Source organism: Microbacterium sp. NPDC089320 (genome assembly GCF_040684875.1).
In the GTDB taxonomy this organism is placed as follows: domain Bacteria; phylum Actinomycetota; class Actinomycetes; order Actinomycetales; family Microbacteriaceae; genus Microbacterium.
Genome location: NZ_JBFBGY010000001.1, coordinates 211,140 through 234,465, shown reverse-complemented (window position 1 = coordinate 234,465; position 23,326 = coordinate 211,140). Strand labels below are relative to the sequence as shown.

Sequence of the window (23,326 nt, the reverse complement as noted above, 5' to 3'; positions counted from 1 at the left end):
GGCGTGATAGCGTAGAAGACGTCAGGGCCTATGGCGCAGTTGGTAGCGCGCCTCGTTCGCATCGAGGAGGTCAGGGGTTCGAATCCCCTTAGGTCCACAGACAAGAAAGACCCCCGAGCATCGCTCGGGGGTCTTTCGCTGTCTGCCGCCCTGCGCGGCCTACTTCCGGTTCGTGCGGTAGTACGCGAGCAGCGCCTTCGTCGAGGCGTCCTGCGCGTCGATGGCCGACTGGTCGCCGCCGATGGCCGGTGCGATCTGCATCGCGAGCTGCTTGCCGAGCTCGACGCCCCACTGGTCGAAGGAGTTGATGCCCCAGATCGTGCCCTGGGTGAACGTGATGTGCTCGTACAGCGCGATCAGCTGACCGAGCACCTGCGGGGTGAGAGCCGGGGCGAAGATCGAGGTCGTCGGGCGATTGCCGGCGAACGTGCGCGCGGCGACGAGTGCTCCGGTGGTTCCCTCGGCCTCGACCTCGGCGGCCGTCTTGCCGAACGCCAGGGCCTTGGTCTGGGCGAGGAAGTTGGCCAGGAACAGCTCGTGGACGTCCTGCCCTCCGTCGGTCAGCGGGTATGCCGGGTTCACGAACGCGATGAAGTCGGCCGGGATCAGCCGGGTGCCCTGATGGATGAGCTGGTAGAACGCGTGCTGGCCGTTGGTTCCCGGTTCTCCCCAGAAGACCTCACCGGTGTCGGTGGTGACGGGGGTGCCGTCCCAGCGGACCGACTTGCCGTTGGATTCCATCGTCAGCTGCTGCAGGTAGGCCGGGAACCGGCTCAGCTGCTGCGCGTAGGGGAGGACCGCATGCGACTGCGCGCCGTGGAAGTTGACGTACCAGACGTTGAGCAGACCCATCAGCACGGGGACGTTGCGATCGAGCGGTGTGGTGCGCACATGCTCGTCGACCGCGTGGAAGCCGGACAGGAGGTCGCGGAAAGCGTCGGGCCCGAGAGCGATCGCGAGCGACAGGCCGATCGCCGAGTCGACTGAGTAACGGCCCCCGACCCAATCCCAGAATCCGAAGGCGTTCGCCGGATCGATCCCGAATGCGGCGACCTTGTCGAGCGCGGTCGACACCGCCACGAAATGGTGCGCGACGGCGCCGGTGCGGGCGTCCTCGTCGTCGGAGATGGCCCCAGAGCCCTGGAGGCCGTCCCAGAGCCAATCGCGCGCCAGACGGGCGTTGGTGAGCGTCTCGAGGGTGGTGAAGGTCTTGGACGCCACGATGAAGAGCGTGGTCTCGGGATCCAGGTCCGCGGTCTTCTGCGCGAGGTCGGTCGGATCGATGTTCGACACGAACCGGGCCTCGATCCCGGCATCCGCGTAGGGCTTGAGCGCCTCGTAGACCATGACCGGTCCGAGGTCGGAGCCTCCGATGCCGATGTTGACGACGTGGGTGACGCGCTTTCCGGTGATGCCGAGCCACTCACCGGAGCGGACTCGGTCGGCGAATGCGCTCAGCGCGTCGAGCACGGACTGCACGTCGGCATCCACGTCCTGTCCGTCGACGACGAGCGCGGGGGAGGACCCCGCCGGTCGGCGCAGCGCCGTGTGCAGCACAGCGCGGTCCTCGGAGGTGTTGAGGTGCGCTCCGTCGAGCATCGCGGCGTATCGCTCGGCGACGCCCGTCTGCTCGGCGAGCGCAGAAGCGCTGCGAGAACGTCGCCGGTGACGAGGTTCTTCGACAGATCCACGTGGAGGTCGGCGAGGGAGAACGAGAATCGCTCCGCGCGGTCGGCGTCGGCGGCGAACCAGCCGCGCAGATCGGGGGTGATCGACTCGCGCAGCGCGGCGAGCTCGGACCAGGCGGGAGTGAGTGTCGGATCAACGGGAGCGGTCATGGATCCACGGTACTGCCGTACGCGGCGCGGTGCGCCGTGATGACGTCCGGCGCCCGCGAGTACACGATCGCGCGCGTGTCGCGGTACGGTTTCCTTCATGGGAAGACTGCGATATGACGGTACTTCGGAGCCGATCGTCATCGACGACGAGACGCTCGCACACCTGAAGGTCATCGTCGGCACGAAGCTCCGTCGCCAGGAGAGCTTCATGATGACGTGGCATCCTCGCGAGGGCGGCGATCCCGGTCGGCTCACCGTCTGGATGCACCCGGCCATCCCGCTGCAGTTCCTCTTCACCTCCCCCGATCCGCACACCATCGAGAAGGCGCGCATCGAAGAGATGATGCGCGCCCTCAATGCGTCGGGCGAGCTCGTGATCGACGACTACGTGCAGCCGAAGCCTGTCAGTCCGAGCACGCCGCCCCGGTCCTGAGCTACTCGGCGGGGTAGCCGTCCGCCTGGAGGCCGCGAGCCAGGTGCACGGCATTGCGCACGGCGGTCGCGGTGGCCTGAGCGACCTTCTCGGGTGTCGCGGAGAGATCCTTGTAGTCGACGGTCTGCATCGCCTCGCCGTTCCAGTAGATCGACGACTGCGCAGGGATGGAATACCCCACGTCGTTCAGCGACTGGAACAGGATCGCGGCGATGTGGTGGGCTCCGTCTTCGTTGCCGACGATTCCGGCGATCGCGACCTTGTCGAACAGGATCGGTCGACCTGCCTCGTCGGTCTCGCTCAGCTCGGCGTCGAGGCGTTCGAGAACCCGCTGCGCGACACTCGAATGCTGACCCATCCAGGTGGGGGTCAGGAAAACGAGGATGTCGGCCGCGAGCACCTGCTCGCGGAGGGTCGGCCATTCATCGCCGTCACCCATGTCGGTCTCGACGCCCGGGCTGATCGAGTGATCGACGGCGCGCACGAGCTGCCCGTCGACTCCGTGCTCCGCGAGGGCGGTCAGGATCTGCGACCCGAGCAGATCGCTGCTCGATTCCGAGGGAGAGGGCTTGAGTGTGCAGGAGATGGCGAGGGCAGTCAGTCGTGTGCTCATCCCTGTACGAAACCACCGACGGGGCGGGTCGCCCAGGGGGTTCCGTCGCTGAGGCGTGTGCGCTAGGCGGTATCCTTGAGGACGGCCGCTACGACAGGAGATCCCGTGATCCTCAGCTTCATCTTCTTCATGATCCTCTTCCTCGGAGGCATCTGGCTCATGGGGCTCGCGCAGTCGCTCGAGGACTTCCAGGCGATCGTCTTCGTCGCCGGCCTGCTCATCGTGAGCCTGTCGCTCGCGTTCGTGATGCGTGCACAGGGCTCCGCCACCCGCCGCAAGGACAACTGGTCGGGCAACGCCACCGAGTAGTCAGGCTCGTCTGGCCAGTCTCGCCTCGAGGTTGGCCTCCACCGCGGGCCACTCCGGCTCGATGATCGAGAACTCGACGCTGTCGCGCAGTGCGCCGTTGCGGTACCGGCTCATCGCACGCATGACTCCGTCCTGCTTCGCCCCGAGGCGCTCGATCGCCGCTCGTGACTGGAAGTTGACCCACTGGGTGGTCAGGCCCACCCGGAAGACTCCGAGGTCTTCGAAGGCGTGCCGGAGCAGCAGCAGCTTCGACTCCGCATTCGTGCCGGTGCCGTGCGCCGACGGACGGTTCCAGGTGTAGCCGATGTGCAGTCGGGGAACGTCGGCCTCCAGATCGTAGTAGGACGTCAGGCCCAGGATCCGGCCCGAGGCGTCGAACGCGGTGAACGGGATCATCCCCCCGCTCTCGACGAGGCCGATGCGACGGTCGATCTCGGCGGCGAGCCCGTCGGGGGAGGGCACCGAGGTGTACCAGGCCTGCTTCCAGAGATCGCCCTCGAGCAGAGCGTCCAGGAGCCCGTCATGATGCGAGGTCTCCAGCGGGCGGAGCTCGACGAGGCGTCCGCTGAGGGTGATCGGCGACGGAGTGGTGCGGAAGCTCATGCAGACATTCAATCAGCGTCTGGCTCGAGCCCGAGTCACACGAGCTGGGTGCGATGCTCCCACTGGCCCCGGCCCATCCTCGGGCCGACATAGGTGGTGTCGCCGACGCGACGCAGCAGCCGCTGGTAGGCGGTGACGATCTCGACCGTCACCCCCAGATCGTAGGCGAGGCTGGGGGCATGGGCGCCTCGTGCTCTCTCGGCCTCGGCGTATGCGTCTGCGTCGATCAGCAGCCGGGCGGCCCACTCGTCGGCACGGCGTTCCTGTCGTGCCCGGATCGACGGATCGGTCGTGGGCGTGTGCCCGAGCATCGCGTGTCCCAGCTCGTGCGCGATCACGCTGGACGTGGTCCTCACGCTGAGCCCGGGGGTGACGCGGATGGTCGCCGTGTGCGGTTCGTAGCCGCCGGGGCGCCGACCGCGGCGCTCGACGAGGTGCAGCCCGCTCTCTTCGAGCAGGCGCAGGAGGGCGTCCATGATCCTCCTCGCCGGTGGTCGTCAGTCGTAGAGATCGTCGGTGTCGTCGGCGTGTGCGAGCGGAGACTCGAAAGCGACTTCGGATTCATCCTGGCGTCGACCACGGACATCGGTGCGCGGGTGCAGCGCGGTGATCGTGGCCCCGCCGCGAGACTCCTCGGAACGAAGGCGCTCCTCGGCGCGGGTGATCACCACGTGCGGTGCGATCTCGAGGGACGCGCTGACCGCGTACAGGATGGGAACCGGGATCGAGCGCTTGCCGGTCACGTAGTTGTCGAGAGCGCTCCTAGCGATGCCGACCTCGCGCGCCATCGCGGCGATGCTGCTGCCGGCGGCGGCGATCTCGGCGCGGAGCTGGCGGCCGACCGCCGCATTGAACTGCTCGCCCGGTGTCTTCACGTGAGTCACGATAGCACCGGCATGAAGCCAGGATGCCGTCATACTGGTGCGCGGAACTCTTGTCGGGCCACGTATGCGGCGATACTGTCTTTGAATGACGACAGATGTGCGACATGCGGTGGCGGAAGCCGTCGCCGAGGAACTGCGCCGCGGGGGACGCGACGCGTCGTGGCTCTCCGATCGGACGGGGATCGCGGGCGCTGCCCTGCGCAGCAAGCTCGCGGGGGAGTCCGACTTCACCGTCGCCGATCTGGGCGACATCGCACAGGCTCTCGGCATCTCGGTCGCACGCTTGACGCCCTGACCGCACTAGCGTGGGGGTATGAAGACCATCCCCTTCGGAACCGCCACAGCCCCCGCCGTCGTCGCCGGAATGATGCGCATCAACGAGAAGGACGATGCGCAGATCCGCGAACTCTACGACACGGCCCGCAGCGCGGGCATCGACTTCTTCGACCACGCCGACATCTACGGCGGCAGCATGCACGTCTGCGAGGGTCGCTTCGCGGACGCCCTGGGCCTGAGCGCCGCCGAGCGCGACGAGATCGTGCTCCAGACCAAGTGCGGCATCCACCCCGCGGAGGGCTCGTTCGACTTCTCGTACGAGCACATCGTCCGCCAGGTCGAAGGGTCGCTGGCCGCGCTGCGCACCGACCACATCGACGTCCTCCTGCTGCACCGGCCCGATGCGCTGGTCGAACCCGACGAGGTCGCCAGGGCGTTCGACGAGCTCGAGGCCGCGGGCAAGGTCCGCGCGTTCGGTGTCTCGAACCACACGCCGCGACAGATCGACCTGCTGCGCACGGCTGTCACCCAGCCGCTCATCGCCAATCAGCTGCAGCTCTCGATCACGCACGCGCCGATCCTCGCTCAGCCCGTCGCTGCGAACATGGCCGGCGAAGACCAGAGCATCGTCCGCGACGGCGGAGGAATCGTCGAATACTGCCGCATCAACGGCATCACCATCCAGGCATGGTCGCCCTTCCAGGGTGGCTTCTTCACCGGGGTCTTCCTCGGCAACCCCGAGTACGCCGAGTTGAACACCGTGATCGATCGGCTGGCGGCGTCATACGGGGTCGCTCCGATCGCGATCGCGACGGCGTGGATCACGCGTCATCCCGCGAAGATGCAGGTCGTGCTCGGCACCACGACTCCACAGCGGGTGCAGGATGCTGCAGCGGGCGCCGACATCGAGCTCACGCGTGCCGAGTGGTACGAGCTCTTCCGTGCGGCGGGCCACCTGCTCCCGTAGCGGGCGCGGGCGACACGGGCGTCGTCTACCCTGAGCACATGCCGTTCCTGTTCTCGCTCCTCGTCATCGCGCTGATGGTCGGCGCCCTGGTCGACATCATCCGCCGCGACGACGCGCAGGTGAGATTCCTGCCGAAGATGGGATGGATCATCATCGTGATCCTGCTGCCGTTGATCGGCGGCCTGCTGTGGTTCGCGATCGGCAGGGAGTACTCGGAGGCGGGTCTGCGGATTCCACGGATGCGGCCGGCTGCGCGGCCCGCGGCGCGCCGCCCAGAACCTCGCCAGGCCCCACCGGTCGACGCGCGCAGCACCGAGCAGCAGATCGCGGACCTCGATCGTGAGATCGAGGAGTGGCGATTGCGCCAGGAGATCGAGAAACGACGGCGTGACGCCAGCGACGGGTCTGCGGACGCGTCGAGCTAGTCGACGCGCTCGAGGTCGAAGGATTCCCGCACAGCATCCTCGAGGTGAGGGTAGGCGAACTCGAATCCGGCGAGCGTCAGCTTCTCGGGGATCACCCACCGGCTCTTGAGGATCAGCTCGGTCTCGGTGCGGATCCCGATGGCGCCGAGCTCGAGCATCCACCGCGGCATCGGCGGGCCGATGCGCACCCCCAGCACTCGCCGCACGGTCGCCATGAAGTCGGCGTTGTCGGTGGGGAACGGAGAGGCGGCATTCACGGGGCCGTCGAGGTCGGGCGTCGCCTCGAGGAAATCGATGATGCGGGCCACGTCCTCGATGTGCACCCAGCTGAACCGCTGCCGTCCGCGGCGCGCCCCGGGTCGGTGCCCCGTGCCGGCGGCGCGGCGCGCCCCGCTGATCGGCCAGCGACCGTCGTGCTGAGCCCCGCCGAGGCCGAGCCGAGCCAGATTCCTGAGCGGGCCGAGCACGCCGCCGTGACCCAGCACGATGGCACTGCGCAGCGCCACCCGCCGCGTGCGGGGGAGGTCGTCTGCGAACAGTGCGCGCTCCCACGCCTTGGCCACCTCCACAGAGAACCCGGTGCCGATCTCGCCCGAGGACTCGGTCATCGGCCGTTCTTCGGCATGGCGGTAGATCGTCGCAGTGGATGAGTTGATCCACAACGGGGGAGGGTTCGCGGCCTTCGCGATCGCGGAGCTCAGGGCTGCGGTGGTGTCGAGCCGCGAGCGGAAGATCGCCGCGCGGTTCTGCGGTGTGTAGCGGCAGTTCACGCTCTTGCCGGCCAGGCCGATCACGAGCGATGCGCCGTCGACGGCCCGGTCGATCGCCGCCTGGTCCTGCCACGAGATGTCGGCGCCCGACCGCGAGACCGTGATCACCTCGCGTCCTGCCGAGCGCAGACGCGGAATCAGGTATTGGCCCATGAAGCCGGTCGAGCCGCCGATCACGACGGGGCCTGTGAGGAGGGGCGTGGAATCCGTCACGGGGTCTCGCTCTCGATCGCGTACTCGAAGAAGCCGGTGTACTCGTAGACGCGTCCGAGCAGCGGGGCGTCGATGGTCATGTTCACGTGATGCCGCTCGCGCTGTTCGTCCCACCGCTCGACCAGACCGATGCGCGGACTCAGCAGGCGAGGCACCGTGATGCGCAGACGTCCGAGCCGCAACCCGACGCGGCGGATGGTCAGCACGACCGCTCCGTCGCGCACGTCGATGTCGAAGGTGGTGACGACGGTGCGGCGAGGGCCGATCTCGTTGCGCAGGACGCGATTCGCGCCGAGGGCGACGACGTCGGGCATGACCCACGTGCGTCCGGGGAGCTCGAAGTGCCGGACGGCCAGCGCCTCACCCGCGACCGTGCGATTCTCGATGCGGAACGGGACGTCGTGCTCCCATCCGGCGAAAGCGACACCGAGCGACTCCGCGATCCGGAACGCCGGCCACAGCCAGCGATGCCGCGAGCCCGCGGTCGTGAACACGCCGGTGCCGACGCCCACATGACCGTCGGGAATCGTGCGGAAGTACCAGGCGGTCTTGGGGTGGAGCTGCGAGATGCGCTCGCCGAGCGCACGTTCGTAGGGTGACCGTCGATCAGGGGTGGGTGCTGTCACACCCTCACCCTAGCGAGGGGCCGGACGCAGCAGTCGGTCGAGCAGCGCCAGCGCTTCGTGCTGCGGGGCGGAGTCGTCGAGCAGCCACTGGGTCTGCAGGCCGTCGGAGGCGGCGACCACGAGCGCGGCGACGGCCTCGGCATCCACGTCGTCGCGCATGCGACCGGTGTCCTGCTGCTCCCGCACGAGCGCGGCCATGTCTGTGCGCAACCGCGCGAAGCGGGTCGTCGCGAATTCGCGGGCAGCAGGGTGCCCCTCTTCGAGTGCGGTCGCGACGAGCATCGAGTAGAGCTGGACGAGCCCCGGGACTTCGCGGTTCGTGCGCGCCGATTCGATCATCCGCTCGACGGGTGTCGCATCGGCCGGGAGGGCGTCGGGCTGCTGGCGGCCGGGCGCCGTGCTCTCCTGGTACACCGCGACGAGCAGCTCCTCGAGCGATCCGAAGTAGTGGGTGAGCGCCGCGTGCGTGACGCCGACGGCGCTCGCGATGGAGCGGAGGCTCGTGCGGTCGGCACCGCGAGCGGCGAAGACCTCGATGGCGCGGTCGAGGATCTCCTGGCGGCGGGCGATGCCCTTCGCGTATGCCCCGCGTTGGCGCGGACGATCCTGTTCCTGGTTCATGATCGCAGTCTACAGATCGAAAACTTCCGCGCGGAGGTATTTGGTGATAGCGTGCTCGGACAGACGGGCGATGACGGCCCGCACGTCACCGCCGACCGAAGGAGACCCGTGGCGATCCAGACTTCCATCCAGCTGTTCACGATCAAGGACCAGCTCGAGACCGACCTCGAAGGCTCGCTGAAGGAGGTCGCCGCGAGAGGCTTCACGGCCGTCGAGCCCTACGACTTCGTGCGCCGGGCCCAGCCGCTCGCCGACGCGCTGTCAGCCGCGGGGCTGACCGCGCCCTCCGGCCACGCGTTCCTCGCCTCGGAGTCGTTCGTCAACCCGGACGGCAGCGGCACCACCCTTCCCGTGCCCTCGCCTGCCGAGGTCTTCGCCGCCGCGAAGGTGCTCGGCATGGGCACCGTCATCGACCCCTACACGGAGCCCGCGCGGTGGGAGTCGGTCGAGCAGATCCAGGAGACCGCACGCCTGCTCAACGAGGCGGCCGCCGTCGGTGCCACCGTCGACGTGCGCGTCGGCTACCACAACCACGCCCACGAGCTCGAGGCCGTGTTCGACGGCGTCACCGGGCTCGAGGTGCTCGCCGACCTGCTCGACGAGCGCGTCGTGCTCGAGGTCGACCTGTACTGGGTCGCGCGCGGCGGGGTCGACCCGGTCGCACTCCTGCAGCGCCTGGGTGACCGCGTGATCGCGGTGCACGCCAAGGACGGCACGCTCGACCCCGCGCTGCTGAGCGCCTACCCGCCCGCCGACCAGGTCGCTGCGGGCGAAGGCGCGGTGCCGCTCGTCGAGGCCATCGCAGCCGCCCCCGCTCTCGAACTCGCGATCGTCGAGTTCGATCACTTCGAGGGCGACCTCTGGGATGCGGTCGAGCGCAGCCGGGTCTACCTCGACGAGAAGGTCGCCGGCTGATGGCGATCGGAAACGGACCGGTCGGCGTCGGGATCATCGGCGCAGGAAACATCAGCGACCAGTACCTGTCGAACCTCACGACGTTCCCCGACGTGCGCGTGATCGCGATCGGCGACCTGCTCGAGGACCGCGCGAGAGCCCAGGCCGAGAAGTACGGCGTCCCTCGGGCGGGCGGCGTCGACCTCGTGCTGGACGACCCCGAGATCGACATCGTGGTGAACCTCACCATCCCGGCCGTGCACGTCGAGGTGTCGGAGGCGATCCTCGCCGCCGGAAAGCACGTGTGGACCGAGAAGCCGATCGGCGTCAGCCGCGACGAGTCGCAGCGTCTGCTGCGGGCGGCGGAGGCCGCAGGGCTCCGTGTCGGGGTCGCGCCCGACACCGTGCTCGGACCCGGAGTGCAGACCGCGAAGCGCGCGATCGCCCGCGGCGACATCGGTCGCCCGCTCTTCGCCCAGACCACGTTCCAGTGGCAGGGCCCGGAGATCTTCCACCCGAACCCGGCGTTCCTGTACGCCAAGGGCGCGGGCCCGCTGCTGGACATGGGACCGTACTACGTCTCGGCGCTCGTGCACGTGTTCGGTCCGGTCGCGGCCGTCGCCGCGCTCGGGCTGCAGGGTGCGCCGACGCGCACGGTGCAGGTCGGAGAGCTCGCCGGACAGGAGTTCCCGGTCGAGATACCCTCGACCCTGAGCGTGCTGATGGACTTCGAACAGGGCGGTCAGGCGCAGAGCCTGTACAGCACCGACTCGCCTCTGCTGCGCCAGGGCATCGTCGAGATCACGGGGACCGAGGGCACGATCGTGATTCCTGATCCGAACACGTTCGGCGGCCCGATCACGATCACCCGGCCACTGTCCCGTGTGTTCGTGCCGCCGGAGCCGACCGTGCAGGACATCGTCGACGTCGAGCAGGAGGGCGTCCTCTCGGGTCGCGGCGTCGGACTGCTGGACATGGCGCGATCGATCGCCGCCGACCGGCCGCATGTCGCGACGGGCGAGTTCGGCTACCACGTCCTCGACACGCTGCTGTCGATCGAAGAGGCCGCCGAATCGCGCAGCTTCGTGCGGGTCGACAGCACGATCGACGAGGTCGGATCGTTGGGCGCCGACTTCGACCCGTTCGAGGCGACTCTCTGAGAGCGGCCGGTGTGGCGGCGACGGCGCGGTCAGCGCGCTTTCGTCGCCACATAGCGGTCGACGTTCACGGGTGAGAGCACCTCGCGGGCGACCATGATCGCGGCCCCGAGCACCGCGGCCCGATCACCGGCCTGCGACTGCACGATGGCGAGATGCTGGGTCGCCAGGGGGATGGATCGTCGGTAGACGACCTCGCGCACCCCGGCGAGAAGGTGCTCGCCGGCGCGGGCGATGCTGCCGCCCAGCACGATGATCGACGGGTTGAGCAGGTTCACGACGGTCGCGAGCACCTCGCCGACGTTCCGTCCCGCCTGACGCGTCGCCTCGATCGCGGCGGGATTTCCCGAACGGACCAGGTCGACGACATCTGCGGGACTGTGCGCCGCGTATCCGGCGTCGTGCAGAGCGGCAGCCAGAGCCGATCCGCTCGCGAGCGCCTCGAGGTCGCGCTCGTCGCCGGGCTCTCTCGCCGATCCTGCGCCGTTCGGAACCTGGACGTGCCCGAGATCGCCGGCCGACCCCTGTGCGCCACGCTGCAGCTGTCCGCCGGCGATGATGCCGGAGCCGATGCCGGTCGAGACCTTGACGAAGACGAGATCGTCGATGTGCGGCCAGATGGTGGCCTGCTCACCGAGCGCGAGGATGTTCACGTCGTTGTCGACGAGGACCGGCACATCGAACGTGCGCTGCACATAGGCGGGGATGTCGAAGCGGTCCCATCCCGGCATGATCGGCGGGTTGGTCGGTCGCCCGGTCGAGTGCTCGACAGGGCCAGGCACGCCGATCCCCACGCCCAGCAGAGGGATCCCGGCGGCGGAGGAGGCCTCGAGCAGAGCTGCGCCGTCTTCGAGGATGACGTCGAGCAGGCTCTCGGGACCGTCGCCGATGTCGATCGTCCGGGTGCGCGAGTCGAGGATGACGCCGGCGAGATCGGCCACCGCGCTGGTCGCGTGAGTCGCGCCGAGGTCGACCGCGAGCACGACGCCGGCTCGGGAGTTGAAGGCGAGTCGCGCCGGCGGGCGGCCACCGGTCGATGCGGCCTCGCCCGCGGGGCGCAGCAGGTCGGCGGCGAGAAGGGCGTCGACCCGCAGGGCGACCGTCGACCGGGCGAGACCCGTGATGGCCGCGAGCTCGGCTTTGGTGCGAGCGGTGCCGTCGCGAAGGATCTGGAAGATCTCGCCCGCCCCGGGGTTCGCTGCCGCGGCGGTGCGGAGTGCGTCGACCATTGCGTCAGTAAACCACAGACTTGCGCCATATCTCGGTCGACTTTCGATTCGTTACAAAGAACTTTTGCCGAAGACCTAGCAAAAGTTCGGAACCCGTGTCAGACTCGCCGCCATGACAACGGATGTCACAGACACCGGTCTCGGGACGATCCGAGCCGGCATCCTCGGCGGAGGATTCATGGCTCGCGTGCACCGCACCGCAGCCCGAGACGCAGGGGGCGACCTCCGCGCCGTCGCCACCCGCTCCGCCGCCGGTGGGCGTCAGGCTGCGGACGATCTCGGCGCCGGCCGAGCAGAGGCGGATGCCGCCACGCTGCTGGCGGCCGAGGACATCGACGTCGTGCACATCTGCACGCCCAACGCCACGCACGCCGAGCTGGCGATGCGTGCACTCGACGCGGGCAAGCACGTCATCTGCGAGAAGCCGCTGGCCACCACCGCAGCGGACGCGCGGGAGCTCGCGGAGGCCGCCGCGTCCCGCGGGCGCATCGCCGCCGTGCCCTTCGTGTACCGCTACCACCCGATGGTGCGGGAGGCGCGCGCCCGTGTCGCTCGGGGCGACATCGGAGAGCTCCTCACGCTCGACTGCTCGTATCTGCAGGATTGGATGCTCCTCTCCACGGACGACGACTGGCGGGTGCGGTCGACATCCGGCGGTCCTTCGCGGGCGTTCGCCGACATCGGGTCGCATCTCTGCGATCTCCTCGAATTCGTGACCGGACAGCGGATCCGGTCGCTGAGCGCTCGCACCCGGCGGGTCTTCGCCGAGCGAGCCGGACGCGCGGTCGATACGGAGGACATCGTCGCGATCCTCGTCGAGACCGAGTCCGCAGCCCTCGGCACCCTGCTCATCTCGCAGATGGCCGCTGGACGCAAGAACGCCCTCACACTCGAGCTCCACGGAACCAGGCAGTCTCTGCGCTTCGAGCAGGAGCGCCCGGAAGAGCTGTGGATCGGCATGCGCGAGGAGTCTCGGCTCCTGCTGCGCGACCCCCTCACCGCGGCGCCGGACTCGGCGCGTCTGCAGCACGTGCCCTCGGGCCATGCCATGGGCTATCAGGACGCCTTCAACGGGTTCATCGCCGACGTCTACGCGGCGATCGGCGGAGAGACCCCCGACGGGCTGCCGACATTCGAGGACGGACTCCGCTCGGCCGTGCTGACAGAGGCGGTCCTCGCCTCGGCGGTCGCGGACGGGCGATGGACGGAGGTGGCGGCATGACCGCGACGATCACACGGCCCGTGCTCGAGGTCTCGGGCATCCGCAAGTCGTTCTTCGGAGTGGAGGTGCTCACAGGCATCGACTTCGACGTGCGCCCGGGTGAGGTGCACGGACTCGTCGGCGAGAACGGCGCGGGGAAATCCACGCTCATGAAGATCATCGCCGGTGTGCAGCCCGCCGACGACGGTGTCGTGCGCTACCGCGGCGATGAGGTGCGATACGCGCACCCGCGCCAGGCGATGGACGACGGCATCGTGACCGTCTTCCAGGAATTCACGCTTCTGCCCGAGCGGACGGTCGCGCAGAACGTCTATCTCGGACGTGAGCCCCGCCGCGGCGGTTTCGTCGACCGGACGGCGATGATCCGTCGCACCGGCGATCTCCTCGCCGACCTCGGCGTCTCCTTCATCGACCCGCAGGCCAGAGTCGGTTCGCTGACCGTCGCCGAGCAGCAGATCGTCGAGATCGTGAAGGCGCTGTCGTTCGAGGCGCAGGTCATCTCGATGGACGAGCCGACCGCAGCTCTCAGCGACCGCGAGGTCGAGCTGCTGTACGCCATCATCCGTCGGCTCACCTCGCGCGGGGTGGCCGTGATCTACGTCTCGCACCGGCTGAAGGAGATCTTCGACCTCTGCGACCGCATCACGATCCTCAAGGACGGCGCTCTCGTGTCGACCGATGAGAAGAGCGCCCTGACGACCGACGAGCTCGTGCGCCGCATGGTCGGCCGCTCGATCCAGTCGTACTATCCGGATGCTGTGGAGGGCACCGCGGTGGGCGAGCCGCGGCTCGAGCTCGACGGGTGTGGGAACGCGTTCGTCGACGGGGTGTCGCTCACGCTGCGTGCCGGCGAGATCGTCGGGATCGCGGGACTCCAGGGATCCGGACGCACTGAATTGGTCGAGGGGATCTTCGGCATCGATCCCTTCGTCCGGGGCTCGATGCGGGTCGACGGCTCGGCGACCCGGATCACCAGCGCCAGGGCGGCGGTGCGAGCGGGACTCGCGCTCGTCTCGGAGGATCGCAAGGCACAGGGGCTCGCGCTGGGGCAGTCGGTGCTCGACAACGCCCTCCTCGTGATCCGCAGCGTCTTCACCGCGCGCACCGCCTCGTCGAGGCGCGAGGTGCCCGGCGTGCTCAGCTCGCTGGAGATCAGCTCGCGCGGCCTCGATCAGGAGGTGCGATTCCTCTCGGGCGGCAACCAGCAGAAGGTCGTGCTCGCCAAATGGCTGCTCACCCAGCCGCAGGTCGTGCTGTTCGACGAACCCACTCGGGGCATCGACGTCGGTGCGAAATACGCGGTCTACCAGCTGATGCGCGACCTCGCGGCTCAGGGCAAGGCGGTGCTGATGGTGTCGAGCGAACTCCCGGAGGTGATCGGGATGAGCGACCGGATCCTCGTGATGCACGACGGCGAGCTCGTCGCCGAGCTGCCGGCCGGATCCGCGGAGCACGAGATCCTCGGCGCGGCCACCGGAGCCACGATCGACGGAGGTGCACGATGAAGCGGGTCCGCATCGACTCGACGGTCATCGTGCTCGGGATCCTGATCCTGACCCTCATCGTCGGGGCCATCCTCGTCGCCACCGTCGGTCGCAACTTCTTCAGCGCGGGCAACATCCGCGACATCCTCACCGGCATGAGCGTCCTCGGGCTCGTCGCGATCGGTCAGACCCTCGTGGTGCTCGGAGCATCGCTCGATCTGTCGGTGACCTACGTCGTGAGCCTGTCGAGCCTCCTGGCGGCCACCATCATGAACGGCAACCCGGCCAACATCCCGGCCGCGGTCTCGGTCACTCTGCTCGTCTGCGCCGTGATCGGGCTGGCCAACGGACTCATCGTCACCGTGCTGAAGGTCAACGGGTTCATTGCGACGCTCGGGGTGGGGCTGATCCTGCAGGGGATCCTCAACACCAACTTCGAGGGTTCCGCCGGTAGCGTGCCGTGGGAGTTCCAGCTCATCGGCGCCACCGGAGTCGGACCCGTGCCCGTGTCGACGATCATCATGATCGCTCTCGCGGTCGTCGTCTGGCTGCTGCTGAACCGCACCCGCACGGGCGCCCACCTGTATGCGGTCGGCGGCGACCCCGAGATCGCACGGCTGTCGGGTGTGCGCACCCGTCCGCCGCTGATCGCCGCGCACGTGCTGTGCTCCGTCTTCGCGGGTCTCGCCGGACTGCTGCTCGCCAGCCGTCTCGGGGTCGGGAGTCCCACGGTCGGCCAGCAGGGCGGCTACGCGCTGCTGTCGATCGCAGCCGTCGTTCTCGGCGGCACGCTGCTGCTGGGTGGGCGCGGCTCGATCTGGGGCACGATCGGCGGCGTCGCGATCCTCGCGGTCGTCGACAACGTGATGAGCGTCATGCAGGTCAACCCGTTCCTGAAGGACGTCGTTCGCGGTGTCGTCATCGTCGCAGCCGTCGCGGTCTACAGCCGGCGCTCGATCGTCAGCCGCCGCCCCCGCTTCGGCCCCGGCGGCACGAGAACCGGGGGAGACGACGCCGCCAAGGCGGCCGAATCCGAGATGGCGGCCGCGGCATCCGAGCTCGCCGATACGAGCACCGCTGCGGAAGGAGGCCGGTCGTGAATGCGCTTCGGACCCTCGTGAGCCCGCGAGGCGCGGTGTTCCTGCTGCTGGTGATCCTGCTCGTCGCGGTCATGATCCTCAACCCGAGCTTCGCGGAACCCGGTCAGCTCATGCGATTCATCCAGCGAGTGGCTCCGATTGCGATCGTCGCGATCGGGCAGTACTTCGTCATCATCGCCGGCGAGTTCGACCTGTCGCAGGGGTCGCTGATCACCGCCCAGGTGATCATCGCCGGCAACCTCGTCGGCCAGGATGACACGCGCACCGTGCCGGTGCTGCTGCTCATGATCGTGTTCGGGGTGGTCGTCGGACTCGTGAACGGCGTGATCACGACCCTGCTCAAGGTGCCCTCCTTCATCGTCACGCTCGGCATGATGCTCGCGCTTCTCGGGGGCGTCATGTGGTGGACCGGGGGAGCGGCCACGGGCAACCCGGCCGACAGCTTCCGCGAGATCGGCCGTGGTGGCATCCGCGATGTGCCGTTCCTCGACTTCATCCCGTGGGCGGTGTTCATCCTGGCCGGCTGGCTGGCCCTCGGCATCTGGATCACGAAGCGCCCGCTCGGCAAGCTGCTCATCTCGGTGGGCGACAACGCCACGGCCGTCGACTTCGCCGGCGCACGCAGCGCCTGGGTGACGACGCGCGCCTTCGTGATCTCGTCGCTGTCGGCGACGCTCTCGGCCGTGCTCCTCGTCGGATACGCCGGAGTGCACCCCTCGGTCGGCCGCGGCTACGAGTTCGTCGCCATCACCGCCGTCGTCCTCGGCGGGGTCGTGCTCGGCGGCGGCCGGGGCTGGATCGTCGCCGCAGCAGCGGGTGCGTTCGCGCTCGAAGCGCTCTTCATGCTGCTGAACATCGCGGGGGTCCCGTCGACGCTCCGCGACGCCGTGCAGGGGGTCATCATCATCGCGGCCGTGGCGTACTCCGCCGTCGCCTTCCGAGTGCGGCGACGGCGAGGCCCGCAGACGCCTCCCGACCCCTCGAGGGAAGACACCGCAGAACCCGTAACAACCAGCACCATCCACACAGAAACCAGAGGAGATTAGCAATGCGACGATCGATGAAGATCGCCACCGCAGGGGTGGCTCTCTTCGGCCTCATCGCGCTCGCCGGGTGTACGACAGACCCGTCCGTGGCGCCGGCGGAGTCGGAGAACCCCGAGGAGTCGGCCGAGACCACCGAATGGTTCGACCAGGAGCTCTTCGACAAGCAGATGGAGGAGCGTGGCGTCGAGCCGCAGGGTCCGGCGACAGAGCCCTACCTCCAGCACATCAACGCCGAGATGGTCGACACGTCGGAGTTCGCCGCCGAGGGCGCCAAGAAGGCCTGCTTCGCGAACGCCTCGATCTCGAACCCGTGGCGGCAGACGGGTTGGATCACGATGAACGAGCAGCTCAAGGCTCTGCAGGAGGCCGGGGCGATCAGCGAGATGGAGACCCGCGACGCGCAGGATTCGGATGACACGCAGATCGCCGACATCGACTACTTCATCTCGGAGGGTGGATGCGACGTCTTCCTCATCTCTCCCAACAGCACCGCGGCGATGACCCCGGCGGTCGAGCGCGCCTGCGAGACCGGCAAGCCCGTGATCGTGTTCGACCGCGGCGTCGACACCGACTGCCCGGTCACGTTCATCCACCCGATCGGCGGATTCGCGTGGGGCATCGACACGGCCGAGTTCCTCATCGACAACCTCGAAGAGGGCGACAAGGTCGTGGCGTTGCGCATCCTCCCGGGCGTCGACGTGCTCGAGCATCGGTGGGCCGCAGCCGAGAAGCTGTTCGACGAGGCGGGGATCGAGGCCGTGGACTACTTCACGGGCGCCGACCCGGCCGAGATCAAGAGCATCATCAGCGACGAGCTCGCCAAGGGCGACGTGCAGGGAGTCTGGATGGATGCCGGTGACGGCGCCGTCGCCGCGATCGAGGCCTTCGAGGACGCCGGTGCCGACTACCCGGTGATGACCGGCGAGGACGAGATGAGCTTCCTCCGCAAGTGGAAGGACACCGGTCTGACCGGTCTCGCGCCCGTCTACTCGAACTTCCAGTGGCGCACTCCGCTGCTCGCCGCGCAGATGATCTTCGCGGGCGAAGAGGTTCCGAAGGAGTGGGTGCTCCCGCAGAAGCCGATCACCGAAGCCGAGCTCGACGACTACCTCGCCGCGAACGAGGGGATGCCGGACGGGCACTACGCGAAGTTCGGCGGGGAGAACCTCCCCGGTTACCCGACGGTCTGGCAGGAACGTCAGATCCCGTAACCCGCAGTGATGCTCCCGCCCTTCCCCTCGCGCACCGCGGATGGAAGGGTGGGAGCACTCGCGTCATCCCCGAAGGAGCAGGATGCCTCGCACGCTCGCCGTCAACACCTGGGTGTGGACGTCCCCGCTGACCGATGCGACGCTCGAGCCGCTCGCGCGGAAGGCCGCGGGAATGGGCTACCAGGCTCTCGAACTCCCGCTCGAGAGCATCGGGGACTGGGACCCGGCACGGACGCGAGATGTGCTCGACAGCATCGGCCTCGACGCGATCGTGGTGGGAGCGATGGGGCCCGGTCGCTCGATGCTCGCGCGTGCCGGTGACGTCGCGGCCACCCAGGACTACCTGCGCTCGTGCATCGCGGCGGCTGCGACGCTCGGCTCCGCGGTGGTCGCCGGGCCGTTCTACGCGCCCACCGGGGCGACCTGGCGGATGTCGGAGGAGGAGCGCTCGGAAGTGGTGCGCGAGCTGCGCCGGAATCTCGAGCTGGTCGCGACCGAGGCCGCCGGCGCCGGCATCACCCTGGCCGTCGAACCGCTCAACCGCTACGAGACGAGCCTGCTCAACACGGTCGAGCAGAGCCTCGATGCCCTCGCACCGCTGCTCGGCGCGGGCGTGGGACTCGCGCTCGACACCTACCACCTGAACATCGAGGAGAAGCGTCCGGGGGATGCCATCCGGGCAGCGGGCTCGGCGATCGCCCACGTGCAGGTGTGCGGCAGCGATCGGGGCGCCGTCGGCGACGATCACACGGACTGGCCGGAGATCCTGCGAGCCCTCGACGACGCGGGCTATCAGGGACCGCTCGGGCTGGAGAGCTTCACGGGCGAGAACGCGACGATCGCCGTCGCCGCATCCGTCTGGCGACCGCTCGCGGCGAGCCAGGACGAGCTCGCCTCCCGCAGCATCCAGGCGCTGAGAGCCCTCGGCGCCTGACCCGTCACGCGATACGAAGGAGTGTCCATGACCACGCATCCGGTCACCCTGTTCACCGGTCAGTGGGCCGATCTGCCGTTCGAGGAGGTCGCCCGGCTGGCGGCCGACTGGGGGTACGACGGCCTCGAGGTCGCAGCATCAGGAGACCATCTGGACCTGCAGCGTGCCGACGAGGACGACGCGTACGCGGCCTCGCGTCGCGAGATCCTCGATCGCCACGGGCTGCAGATCTTCGCGATCTCGAATCACCTCGCGGGCCAGGCGGTCTGCGACGCCCCCATCGACTTCCGTCACCGGGCGATCCTGCGCGACTACGTGTGGGGCGACGGCGAGGCCGAGGGCGTGCGCACCCGCGCGGCCGACGACATGAAGCGGGCGGCACGGGTCGCCCGCAAGCTGGGCGTCGACACCGTCGTCGGGTTCACCGGCTCGTCGATCTGGCCCTATGTGGCGATGTTCCCGCCCGTGCCGGCATCCGTCATCGAGGGCGGGTTCGAGGACTTCGCCGCCCGGTGGAACCCCATCCTCGACGTGTTCGACGGCGAGGGGGTGCGGTTCGCGCACGAAGTGCACCCCGGTGAGATCGCGTACGACTACTGGTCGTCGGTGCGGACGCTCGAGGCCATCGATCACCGGGAGGCGTTCGGATTCAACTGGGATCCGTCGCACATGATGTGGCAGAACATCGACCCCGTCGGGTTCATCGTCGACTTCGCCGACCGGATCTACCACGTGGACTGCAAGGACACCCGGATGCGGCCCCACAACGGGCGCGCGGGGGTGCTCGGCTCGCATCTGCCGTGGGGCGACCCTCGGCGCGGATGGGACTTCGTGTCGACCGGCCACGGCGACGTGCCCTGGGAGGATGCGTTCCGCGCTCTCGAGTCGATCGGCTACGGCGGCCCGATCTCGATCGAATGGGAGGATGCCGGGATGGACAGGCTGCATGGGGCGCCGCAGGCCCTCGCCTACGTGCGCTCGCTGCTGTGGCCCGCTCCCGCCGCGTCGTTCGACGCCGCCTTCAGCAGCCAGCAGACCGGGGAATCATCATGACCATCCAGCACACCGTCGTCTTCCGTCTCGTGCACGAGGCGGGCAGCCCGGAGGAACGGGAGTTCCTCGCGACGGGCAGAGCCGTGCTGACGTCGATCCCGGGTGTCGAGGACTTCACGGTCCGTCGACAGGTGAGTCCGAAGAGCGACCTCGAGCATCAGTTCTCGATGGTGTTCCGCGACCGGGATGCGTATCGCGCCTATGACGCTCACCCGGCGCACGCCGCCTTCGTGTCGGAGCGCTGGGTGCCCGAGGTCGCGGCGTTCCAGGAGTACGACTTCGAGGAGTGACGTCGCGGTCGGCCGACCTTCAGGCCGAGTCGCGCAACTTCACCAGGCGCTCGTGCCCGGTCTCCTCGAGCTCCGCGATGCTGTCGCGCGACTTGAGGAAATCCGAGAACGAGCGGTAGCCGAGGGCCTTCTCGCTGAACGACGGGTCCATGCGCCGCATGTGCGTCTTCACGGCGGAGCTGTGCAGCCAGTCGTCGGCATCGGCCTTGTCGTGCCCGAGGCGCAGCGCGCGCTGCAGCAGCTCCGTCGCCTCGCTCTGCTCGGTGCCCTCTCCGTGCTCGTCGAGCTTCGCCGATGAGTGCGCCGCCGGTGCGGCCGCGGCGGCGGCCGCCTTGGCTTTGGCGGCCTTCGTGGGCGGTCGTGACTTGGCCTTCGCAGCAGGTTCGGCGGCGGGCTCGGCCACCGGTTCGACCGTGGTCTCTGGCGCCGCCACGACCGGCGCGGCGGTGGTCTTGCTCGGTCGCACGACACCGGGGAGAGAGTCGTATGCCTCGAACTCGTCGCATGCGGCGGCGAGCGACTTGGCCGTGGAACCCGCGACCCCGACGCCGATGACATAGCGACCGAGCCGCTTGCACCTCTGGGCGAGCGGGACGTAGTCGCTGTCTCCGGCGACGATCACGACGTGCGTGAGGTCGGGCAGGCGGAACATATCTTCGACAGCATCGACGGCCAGGCGGATGTCCGCGCCGTTCTTCGCGTAGGCGGCGGCCGGGAAGAGCTGCACCAGGTCGACCGCGCGGGCCACGAGCTGCGAGCGGTAGACCGCATTGACGGGCGACGACCAGTCGGCGTACGCCCGCGTGAGCACGAGGGTTCCGAAGGACGCCGCGTAGTCGATGATCGCACCGACCTCGATCATCGCCCGAGAGAGCCGCTCGGTGACCTCGGGATCGTTGGGGTTCTCGGTGATGCGCTGACGGTCTTTGCCGTAGGCGTTGCGGCCGTGCACGCGGTCGTACCAGGAGATGACGATGTTGTCGAAGTCGAGGTAGACCGCGACGCGGGCGTCGGTGGCCTCAGCCATTGTCCGCCTCCTCGCGCGGGTAGCGCACCCCGATCTGCGCGCGGATCTCGTCGAGCGTGCCCATGATCGCGACGGTCTCGGCGATCGGCAGGATGTCGCCCTCGAGCAGACCCTCTCCGACGAGGCGCTCGGCCGCGAGCGCCTGGTACTGCATGCCGCGCCCGTCGACCTCGGACACGTACTCCTCGATGACCGTGCCGTCGGGCTGCACGACCCGGAACGTGGTCGGGGTGTACCAGACGCGATCGATGTCGATGCGGGCCGCGGTGCCGATGATGCTCGCGGCGTTGGGACCCGCGGCGCGCGACGACGACAGCGTGGTCGAGATCGCTCCGCCGTCGTGGGTCATGACGGTGGCGACCTCGGCATCCGCTCCGGTCTCGATCAGACGACTCACGGCGTGGATGCCGGTCGGGGCGCCGAGGATGTCCCACACGAACGAGATCGGGTAGATCCCGAGGTCGAGAAGGGCGCCGCCCCCGAGCTCGAGCGCGTTCAGACGGTGCTCGGGGTCGGAGGGGAGCAGCTGGGTGTGGTCGGCGCTCACGGCGCGGATCTCGCCGAGCGTGCCCGCGGCGATGATCTCTCGGATGCGGACCATGTGCGGCAGGTAGCGCGTCCACATCGCCTCCATCGCGAGCAGACCCCGGTCTGCCGCGAGACGCTGCAGGTCTTCGGCTTCGGCGCGGTTGAGGGTGAACGCCTTCTCGACCAGCACGTGCTTGCCCGCTTCGAGGGCGAGGCGGGCGTTCTCGTGATGCATCGGATGCGGGGTCGAGACGTAGATGATGTCGACCTCGGGGTCGGCGACGAGAGCCTCATAGGAGGGATGCGCGCGGGGGATGTCGAAGCGCGCCGCGAACGCGTCGGCCGACTCCTGTGAGCGCGAGCCCACTGCGACGAGATCGAGTCCTGCCGTGCGCAGATCGGATGCGAACGCGCCGGCGATGCCGCCGGTCGCGAGGATTCCCCAACGAAGACCAGTCATCATCTCAGCGTAGGGGGTGACGCCGACACCCGCACGATCAGGTCAGCGCCGCGAGCGTCCGCTGCGGGACGAGCGGGAAGACCTGCTCCGCGATCCGCTCGAGCTCCTCGTCGAGCGGCGACGCCTGGATGAGCAGGAGCGTGATGCCGGCCTCCGCGTACTCGTGGATGCGCTCGGCGACCTGCTCGGCCGTGCCCACGAGGTTCGGACGCAGCCCGCGGGTGCCGACCGAGTACTCCCGACGCGTCAGTTCGAGCGACAGCTTGGAGTTGCGCTGGAACTCCTCGAACGAGGCGTAGCCGGGGGAGTCGGGGTCGACCGTCGTGATGCGGTCGAGCTCGCGCCGCGCCTCGGCCTCGGTGTCTCGGACGATCACGTACGCCGGCATCCCGAACTCGGCGATGGGGCGGCCGTGCAGTCGCTCGGACCGGGCGTTCATGTCGCTCACATTCGCTCGCACCTCGTCGAGCGTGCCGCCGTGCATGACGTAGGCGTCGGCGAAGCCCGCGATCGACTCGCGCCCCGCCTCGCTCTCGCCCCCGGCGAAGACCACAGGGTGGCTCGACGGCTTCGGCTCGACGATCGTGCCGTCGAGGGAGTAGTGCGACCCGGCGAACGTGTAGGGCGTGTGCTCCCACAGGCCGTTGAGCACCGTCACGAACTCCTCGGCCTGCACGTAGCGCTCGTCGTGCGTCGTGAACTGTCCGCCGAACTGCCGGGCCTCCTCGGCCCACCAGGCGGCGACGACGTTGAGGGCGACGCGCCCCGGCGCGATCTGATCGAGCGTCGACACGGTCTTCGCGAGCACCGCGGGCAGATGGAACCCCGGACGCACGGCCGTCATCACGCGCAGCCGCTCGGTCACGGCGAGGATGGATGCCGACAGCGACCAGGCTTCCAGGCTCGGCGCGTCGACACCCTTGCGGTCGTTGAGGTAGAGCTCGGGCACCAGGGTGGTGTGGAATCCGAGCCGGTCGGCCCTCACCGACACCTCGCGGATGTACTCCCAGGTGGCAGCCATGCGGCCCTCATCCGTGACGTTGCGCAGGAATCCGCCGTAGACGGGGGTCCAATAGCCGAGATCGATTGCCATGGTGCTCCTTGGATCGGGGA

The 23,326-nt window shown here is 68.8% G+C and carries 26 protein-coding genes, 1 tRNA gene and 1 pseudogene; 16 read left to right on the top strand and 12 right to left on the bottom strand.

What is annotated here, in order from left to right; genetic code table 11:
• Positions 1 to 24 precede the first annotated feature (24 nt).
• A tRNA-Ala gene (locus AB0N61_RS01150) sits at positions 25 to 97 on the top strand.
• 62 nt (positions 98 to 159) lie between these two features.
• On the opposite strand, the pseudogene pgi reads toward AB0N61_RS01150, so the two are convergent.
• Positions 160 to 1,838 (bottom strand): annotated as a pseudogene (gene pgi / locus AB0N61_RS01145) (glucose-6-phosphate isomerase).
• Between the two features lie 97 nt (positions 1,839 to 1,935).
• Here pgi and AB0N61_RS01140 point away from each other — a divergent pair.
• Positions 1,936 to 2,271: a hypothetical protein gene (locus AB0N61_RS01140; protein ID WP_167947880.1), complete on the top strand. Its 336-nt coding sequence runs from the start codon at positions 1,936 to 1,938 to the stop codon at positions 2,269 to 2,271.
• Position 2,272: 1 nt separating this feature from the next.
• Here AB0N61_RS01140 and AB0N61_RS01135 read toward each other — a convergent pair whose 3' ends face one another.
• Positions 2,273 to 2,884 (bottom strand): NAD(P)H-dependent oxidoreductase, encoded by a 612-nt coding sequence (locus AB0N61_RS01135; RefSeq protein WP_363361151.1) that lies wholly within the window; start codon positions 2,882 to 2,884, stop codon positions 2,273 to 2,275.
• A 105-nt stretch (positions 2,885 to 2,989) separates the two neighbouring features.
• Between AB0N61_RS01135 and AB0N61_RS01130 the strand changes: the two genes are divergently transcribed.
• The gene (locus AB0N61_RS01130) at positions 2,990 to 3,193 is read left to right on the top strand and encodes a hypothetical protein (RefSeq protein ID WP_185274902.1); all 204 of its coding nucleotides are present in this window, start codon (positions 2,990 to 2,992) and stop codon (positions 3,191 to 3,193) included.
• Here AB0N61_RS01130 and AB0N61_RS01125 read toward each other — a convergent pair whose 3' ends face one another.
• The 3 genes from AB0N61_RS01125 to AB0N61_RS01115 are packed head-to-tail and all read right to left on the bottom strand — an operon-like array spanning position 3,194 to position 4,671.
• Positions 3,194 to 3,796: a GNAT family protein gene (locus AB0N61_RS01125; RefSeq protein ID WP_363361148.1), complete on the bottom strand. Its 603-nt coding sequence runs from the start codon at positions 3,794 to 3,796 to the stop codon at positions 3,194 to 3,196.
• A gap of 35 nt (positions 3,797 to 3,831) precedes the next feature.
• Complete coding sequence (locus tag AB0N61_RS01120; RefSeq protein WP_363361147.1) at positions 3,832 to 4,272, bottom strand: ImmA/IrrE family metallo-endopeptidase; 441 nt, start codon at positions 4,270 to 4,272, stop codon at positions 3,832 to 3,834.
• A gap of 21 nt (positions 4,273 to 4,293) precedes the next feature.
• On the bottom strand, positions 4,294 to 4,671 hold the full coding sequence (locus AB0N61_RS01115) for a helix-turn-helix domain-containing protein (protein WP_363361145.1): 378 nt from the start codon (positions 4,669 to 4,671) through the stop codon (positions 4,294 to 4,296).
• A 94-nt stretch (positions 4,672 to 4,765) separates the two neighbouring features.
• Here AB0N61_RS01115 and AB0N61_RS01110 point away from each other — a divergent pair, with 94 nt between their 5' ends.
• The 3 genes from AB0N61_RS01110 to AB0N61_RS01100 are packed head-to-tail and all read left to right on the top strand — an operon-like array spanning position 4,766 to position 6,348.
• Entirely contained in the window at positions 4,766 to 4,975 is a 210-nt protein-coding gene (locus tag AB0N61_RS01110; protein ID WP_363361144.1) for an XRE family transcriptional regulator, read from the top strand.
• Between the two features lie 18 nt (positions 4,976 to 4,993).
• Positions 4,994 to 5,923 (top strand): aldo/keto reductase, encoded by a 930-nt coding sequence (locus tag AB0N61_RS01105; RefSeq protein ID WP_363361143.1) that lies wholly within the window; start codon positions 4,994 to 4,996, stop codon positions 5,921 to 5,923.
• Positions 5,924 to 5,961: 38 nt separating this feature from the next.
• Complete coding sequence (locus AB0N61_RS01100) at positions 5,962 to 6,348, top strand: PLDc N-terminal domain-containing protein (RefSeq protein WP_363361141.1); 387 nt, start codon at positions 5,962 to 5,964, stop codon at positions 6,346 to 6,348.
• On the opposite strand, the gene AB0N61_RS01095 is transcribed toward AB0N61_RS01100, so the two are convergent.
• The 3 genes from AB0N61_RS01095 to AB0N61_RS01085 are packed head-to-tail and all read right to left on the bottom strand — an operon-like array spanning position 6,345 to position 8,578.
• A complete protein-coding gene (locus tag AB0N61_RS01095) occupies positions 6,345 to 7,271 on the bottom strand; it encodes a DUF1731 domain-containing protein (RefSeq protein WP_363362027.1) in 927 nt (308 codons plus the stop codon). The genes AB0N61_RS01100 and AB0N61_RS01095 overlap by 4 nt on opposite strands.
• 56 nt (positions 7,272 to 7,327) lie before the next feature.
• Positions 7,328 to 7,957: a DUF4166 domain-containing protein gene (locus tag AB0N61_RS01090; protein WP_363361139.1), complete on the bottom strand. Its 630-nt coding sequence runs from the start codon at positions 7,955 to 7,957 to the stop codon at positions 7,328 to 7,330.
• A 9-nt stretch (positions 7,958 to 7,966) separates the two neighbouring features.
• A complete protein-coding gene (locus AB0N61_RS01085) occupies positions 7,967 to 8,578 on the bottom strand; it encodes a helix-turn-helix domain-containing protein (RefSeq protein WP_363361138.1) in 612 nt (203 codons plus the stop codon).
• 108 nt (positions 8,579 to 8,686) lie between these two features.
• Here AB0N61_RS01085 and AB0N61_RS01080 point away from each other — a divergent pair, with 108 nt between their 5' ends.
• Together AB0N61_RS01080 and AB0N61_RS01075 are read left to right on the top strand one after the other, a co-directional pair.
• Positions 8,687 to 9,493 (top strand): sugar phosphate isomerase/epimerase, encoded by an 807-nt coding sequence (locus tag AB0N61_RS01080; RefSeq protein WP_363361137.1) that lies wholly within the window; start codon positions 8,687 to 8,689, stop codon positions 9,491 to 9,493.
• Positions 9,493 to 10,632 (top strand): Gfo/Idh/MocA family oxidoreductase, encoded by a 1,140-nt coding sequence (locus AB0N61_RS01075; RefSeq protein WP_363361136.1) that lies wholly within the window; start codon positions 9,493 to 9,495, stop codon positions 10,630 to 10,632. The genes AB0N61_RS01080 and AB0N61_RS01075 overlap by 1 nt, the downstream gene beginning before the upstream one ends.
• Before the next feature lie 29 nt (positions 10,633 to 10,661).
• On the opposite strand, the gene AB0N61_RS01070 is transcribed toward AB0N61_RS01075, so the two are convergent.
• The gene (locus AB0N61_RS01070) at positions 10,662 to 11,858 is read right to left on the bottom strand and encodes an ROK family transcriptional regulator (RefSeq protein ID WP_363361135.1); all 1,197 of its coding nucleotides are present in this window, start codon (positions 11,856 to 11,858) and stop codon (positions 10,662 to 10,664) included.
• Between the two features lie 112 nt (positions 11,859 to 11,970).
• Between AB0N61_RS01070 and AB0N61_RS01065 the strand changes: the two genes are divergently transcribed.
• The 8 genes from AB0N61_RS01065 (at position 11,971) to AB0N61_RS01030 (ending at position 20,198) form a co-directional block, all read left to right on the top strand.
• Positions 11,971 to 13,080 carry a Gfo/Idh/MocA family oxidoreductase gene (locus AB0N61_RS01065; protein ID WP_363361133.1) on the top strand — a complete coding sequence of 370 codons (1,110 nt, stop codon included), beginning with the start codon at positions 11,971 to 11,973 and terminating at the stop codon, positions 13,078 to 13,080.
• Positions 13,077 to 14,585: a sugar ABC transporter ATP-binding protein gene (locus tag AB0N61_RS01060; protein ID WP_363361132.1), complete on the top strand. Its 1,509-nt coding sequence runs from the start codon at positions 13,077 to 13,079 to the stop codon at positions 14,583 to 14,585. The genes AB0N61_RS01065 and AB0N61_RS01060 overlap by 4 nt, the downstream gene beginning before the upstream one ends.
• Positions 14,582 to 15,664, top strand: coding sequence for an ABC transporter permease (locus AB0N61_RS01055; RefSeq protein ID WP_363361131.1), 1,083 nt, complete (start codon positions 14,582 to 14,584; stop codon positions 15,662 to 15,664). The genes AB0N61_RS01060 and AB0N61_RS01055 overlap by 4 nt, the downstream gene beginning before the upstream one ends.
• A complete protein-coding gene (locus AB0N61_RS01050; protein ID WP_363361129.1) occupies positions 15,661 to 16,710 on the top strand; it encodes an ABC transporter permease in 1,050 nt (349 codons plus the stop codon). Before AB0N61_RS01055 ends, AB0N61_RS01050 begins: the two co-directional genes overlap by 4 nt.
• Positions 16,711 to 16,712: 2 nt before the next feature.
• Positions 16,713 to 17,921, top strand: coding sequence for a substrate-binding domain-containing protein (locus AB0N61_RS01045; RefSeq protein WP_167947865.1), 1,209 nt, complete (start codon positions 16,713 to 16,715; stop codon positions 17,919 to 17,921).
• A gap of 82 nt (positions 17,922 to 18,003) precedes the next feature.
• Positions 18,004 to 18,855, top strand: a complete 852-nt coding sequence (locus AB0N61_RS01040; protein WP_363361127.1) for a sugar phosphate isomerase/epimerase — start codon at positions 18,004 to 18,006, stop codon at positions 18,853 to 18,855.
• Positions 18,856 to 18,882: 27 nt separating this feature from the next.
• Positions 18,883 to 19,908, top strand: coding sequence for a sugar phosphate isomerase/epimerase family protein (locus tag AB0N61_RS01035; protein WP_363361126.1), 1,026 nt, complete (start codon positions 18,883 to 18,885; stop codon positions 19,906 to 19,908).
• On the top strand, positions 19,905 to 20,198 hold the full coding sequence (locus AB0N61_RS01030) for a Dabb family protein (protein ID WP_363361125.1): 294 nt from the start codon (positions 19,905 to 19,907) through the stop codon (positions 20,196 to 20,198). The genes AB0N61_RS01035 and AB0N61_RS01030 overlap by 4 nt, the downstream gene beginning before the upstream one ends.
• A 19-nt stretch (positions 20,199 to 20,217) precedes the next feature.
• On the opposite strand, the gene AB0N61_RS01025 is transcribed toward AB0N61_RS01030, so the two are convergent.
• Genes AB0N61_RS01025 through AB0N61_RS01015 form a run of 3 tightly spaced genes read right to left on the bottom strand, consistent with a single transcriptional unit; the run spans position 20,218 to position 23,306 of the window.
• Positions 20,218 to 21,225, bottom strand: a complete 1,008-nt coding sequence (locus AB0N61_RS01025; RefSeq protein ID WP_363361124.1) for an NYN domain-containing protein — start codon at positions 21,223 to 21,225, stop codon at positions 20,218 to 20,220.
• Positions 21,218 to 22,213 (bottom strand): Gfo/Idh/MocA family oxidoreductase, encoded by a 996-nt coding sequence (locus AB0N61_RS01020; protein WP_363361123.1) that lies wholly within the window; start codon positions 22,211 to 22,213, stop codon positions 21,218 to 21,220. The genes AB0N61_RS01025 and AB0N61_RS01020 overlap by 8 nt, the downstream gene beginning before the upstream one ends.
• 37 nt (positions 22,214 to 22,250) lie before the next feature.
• Positions 22,251 to 23,306 (bottom strand): LLM class flavin-dependent oxidoreductase, encoded by a 1,056-nt coding sequence (locus tag AB0N61_RS01015; protein ID WP_363361122.1) that lies wholly within the window; start codon positions 23,304 to 23,306, stop codon positions 22,251 to 22,253.
• Positions 23,307 to 23,326 lie beyond the last annotated feature (20 nt).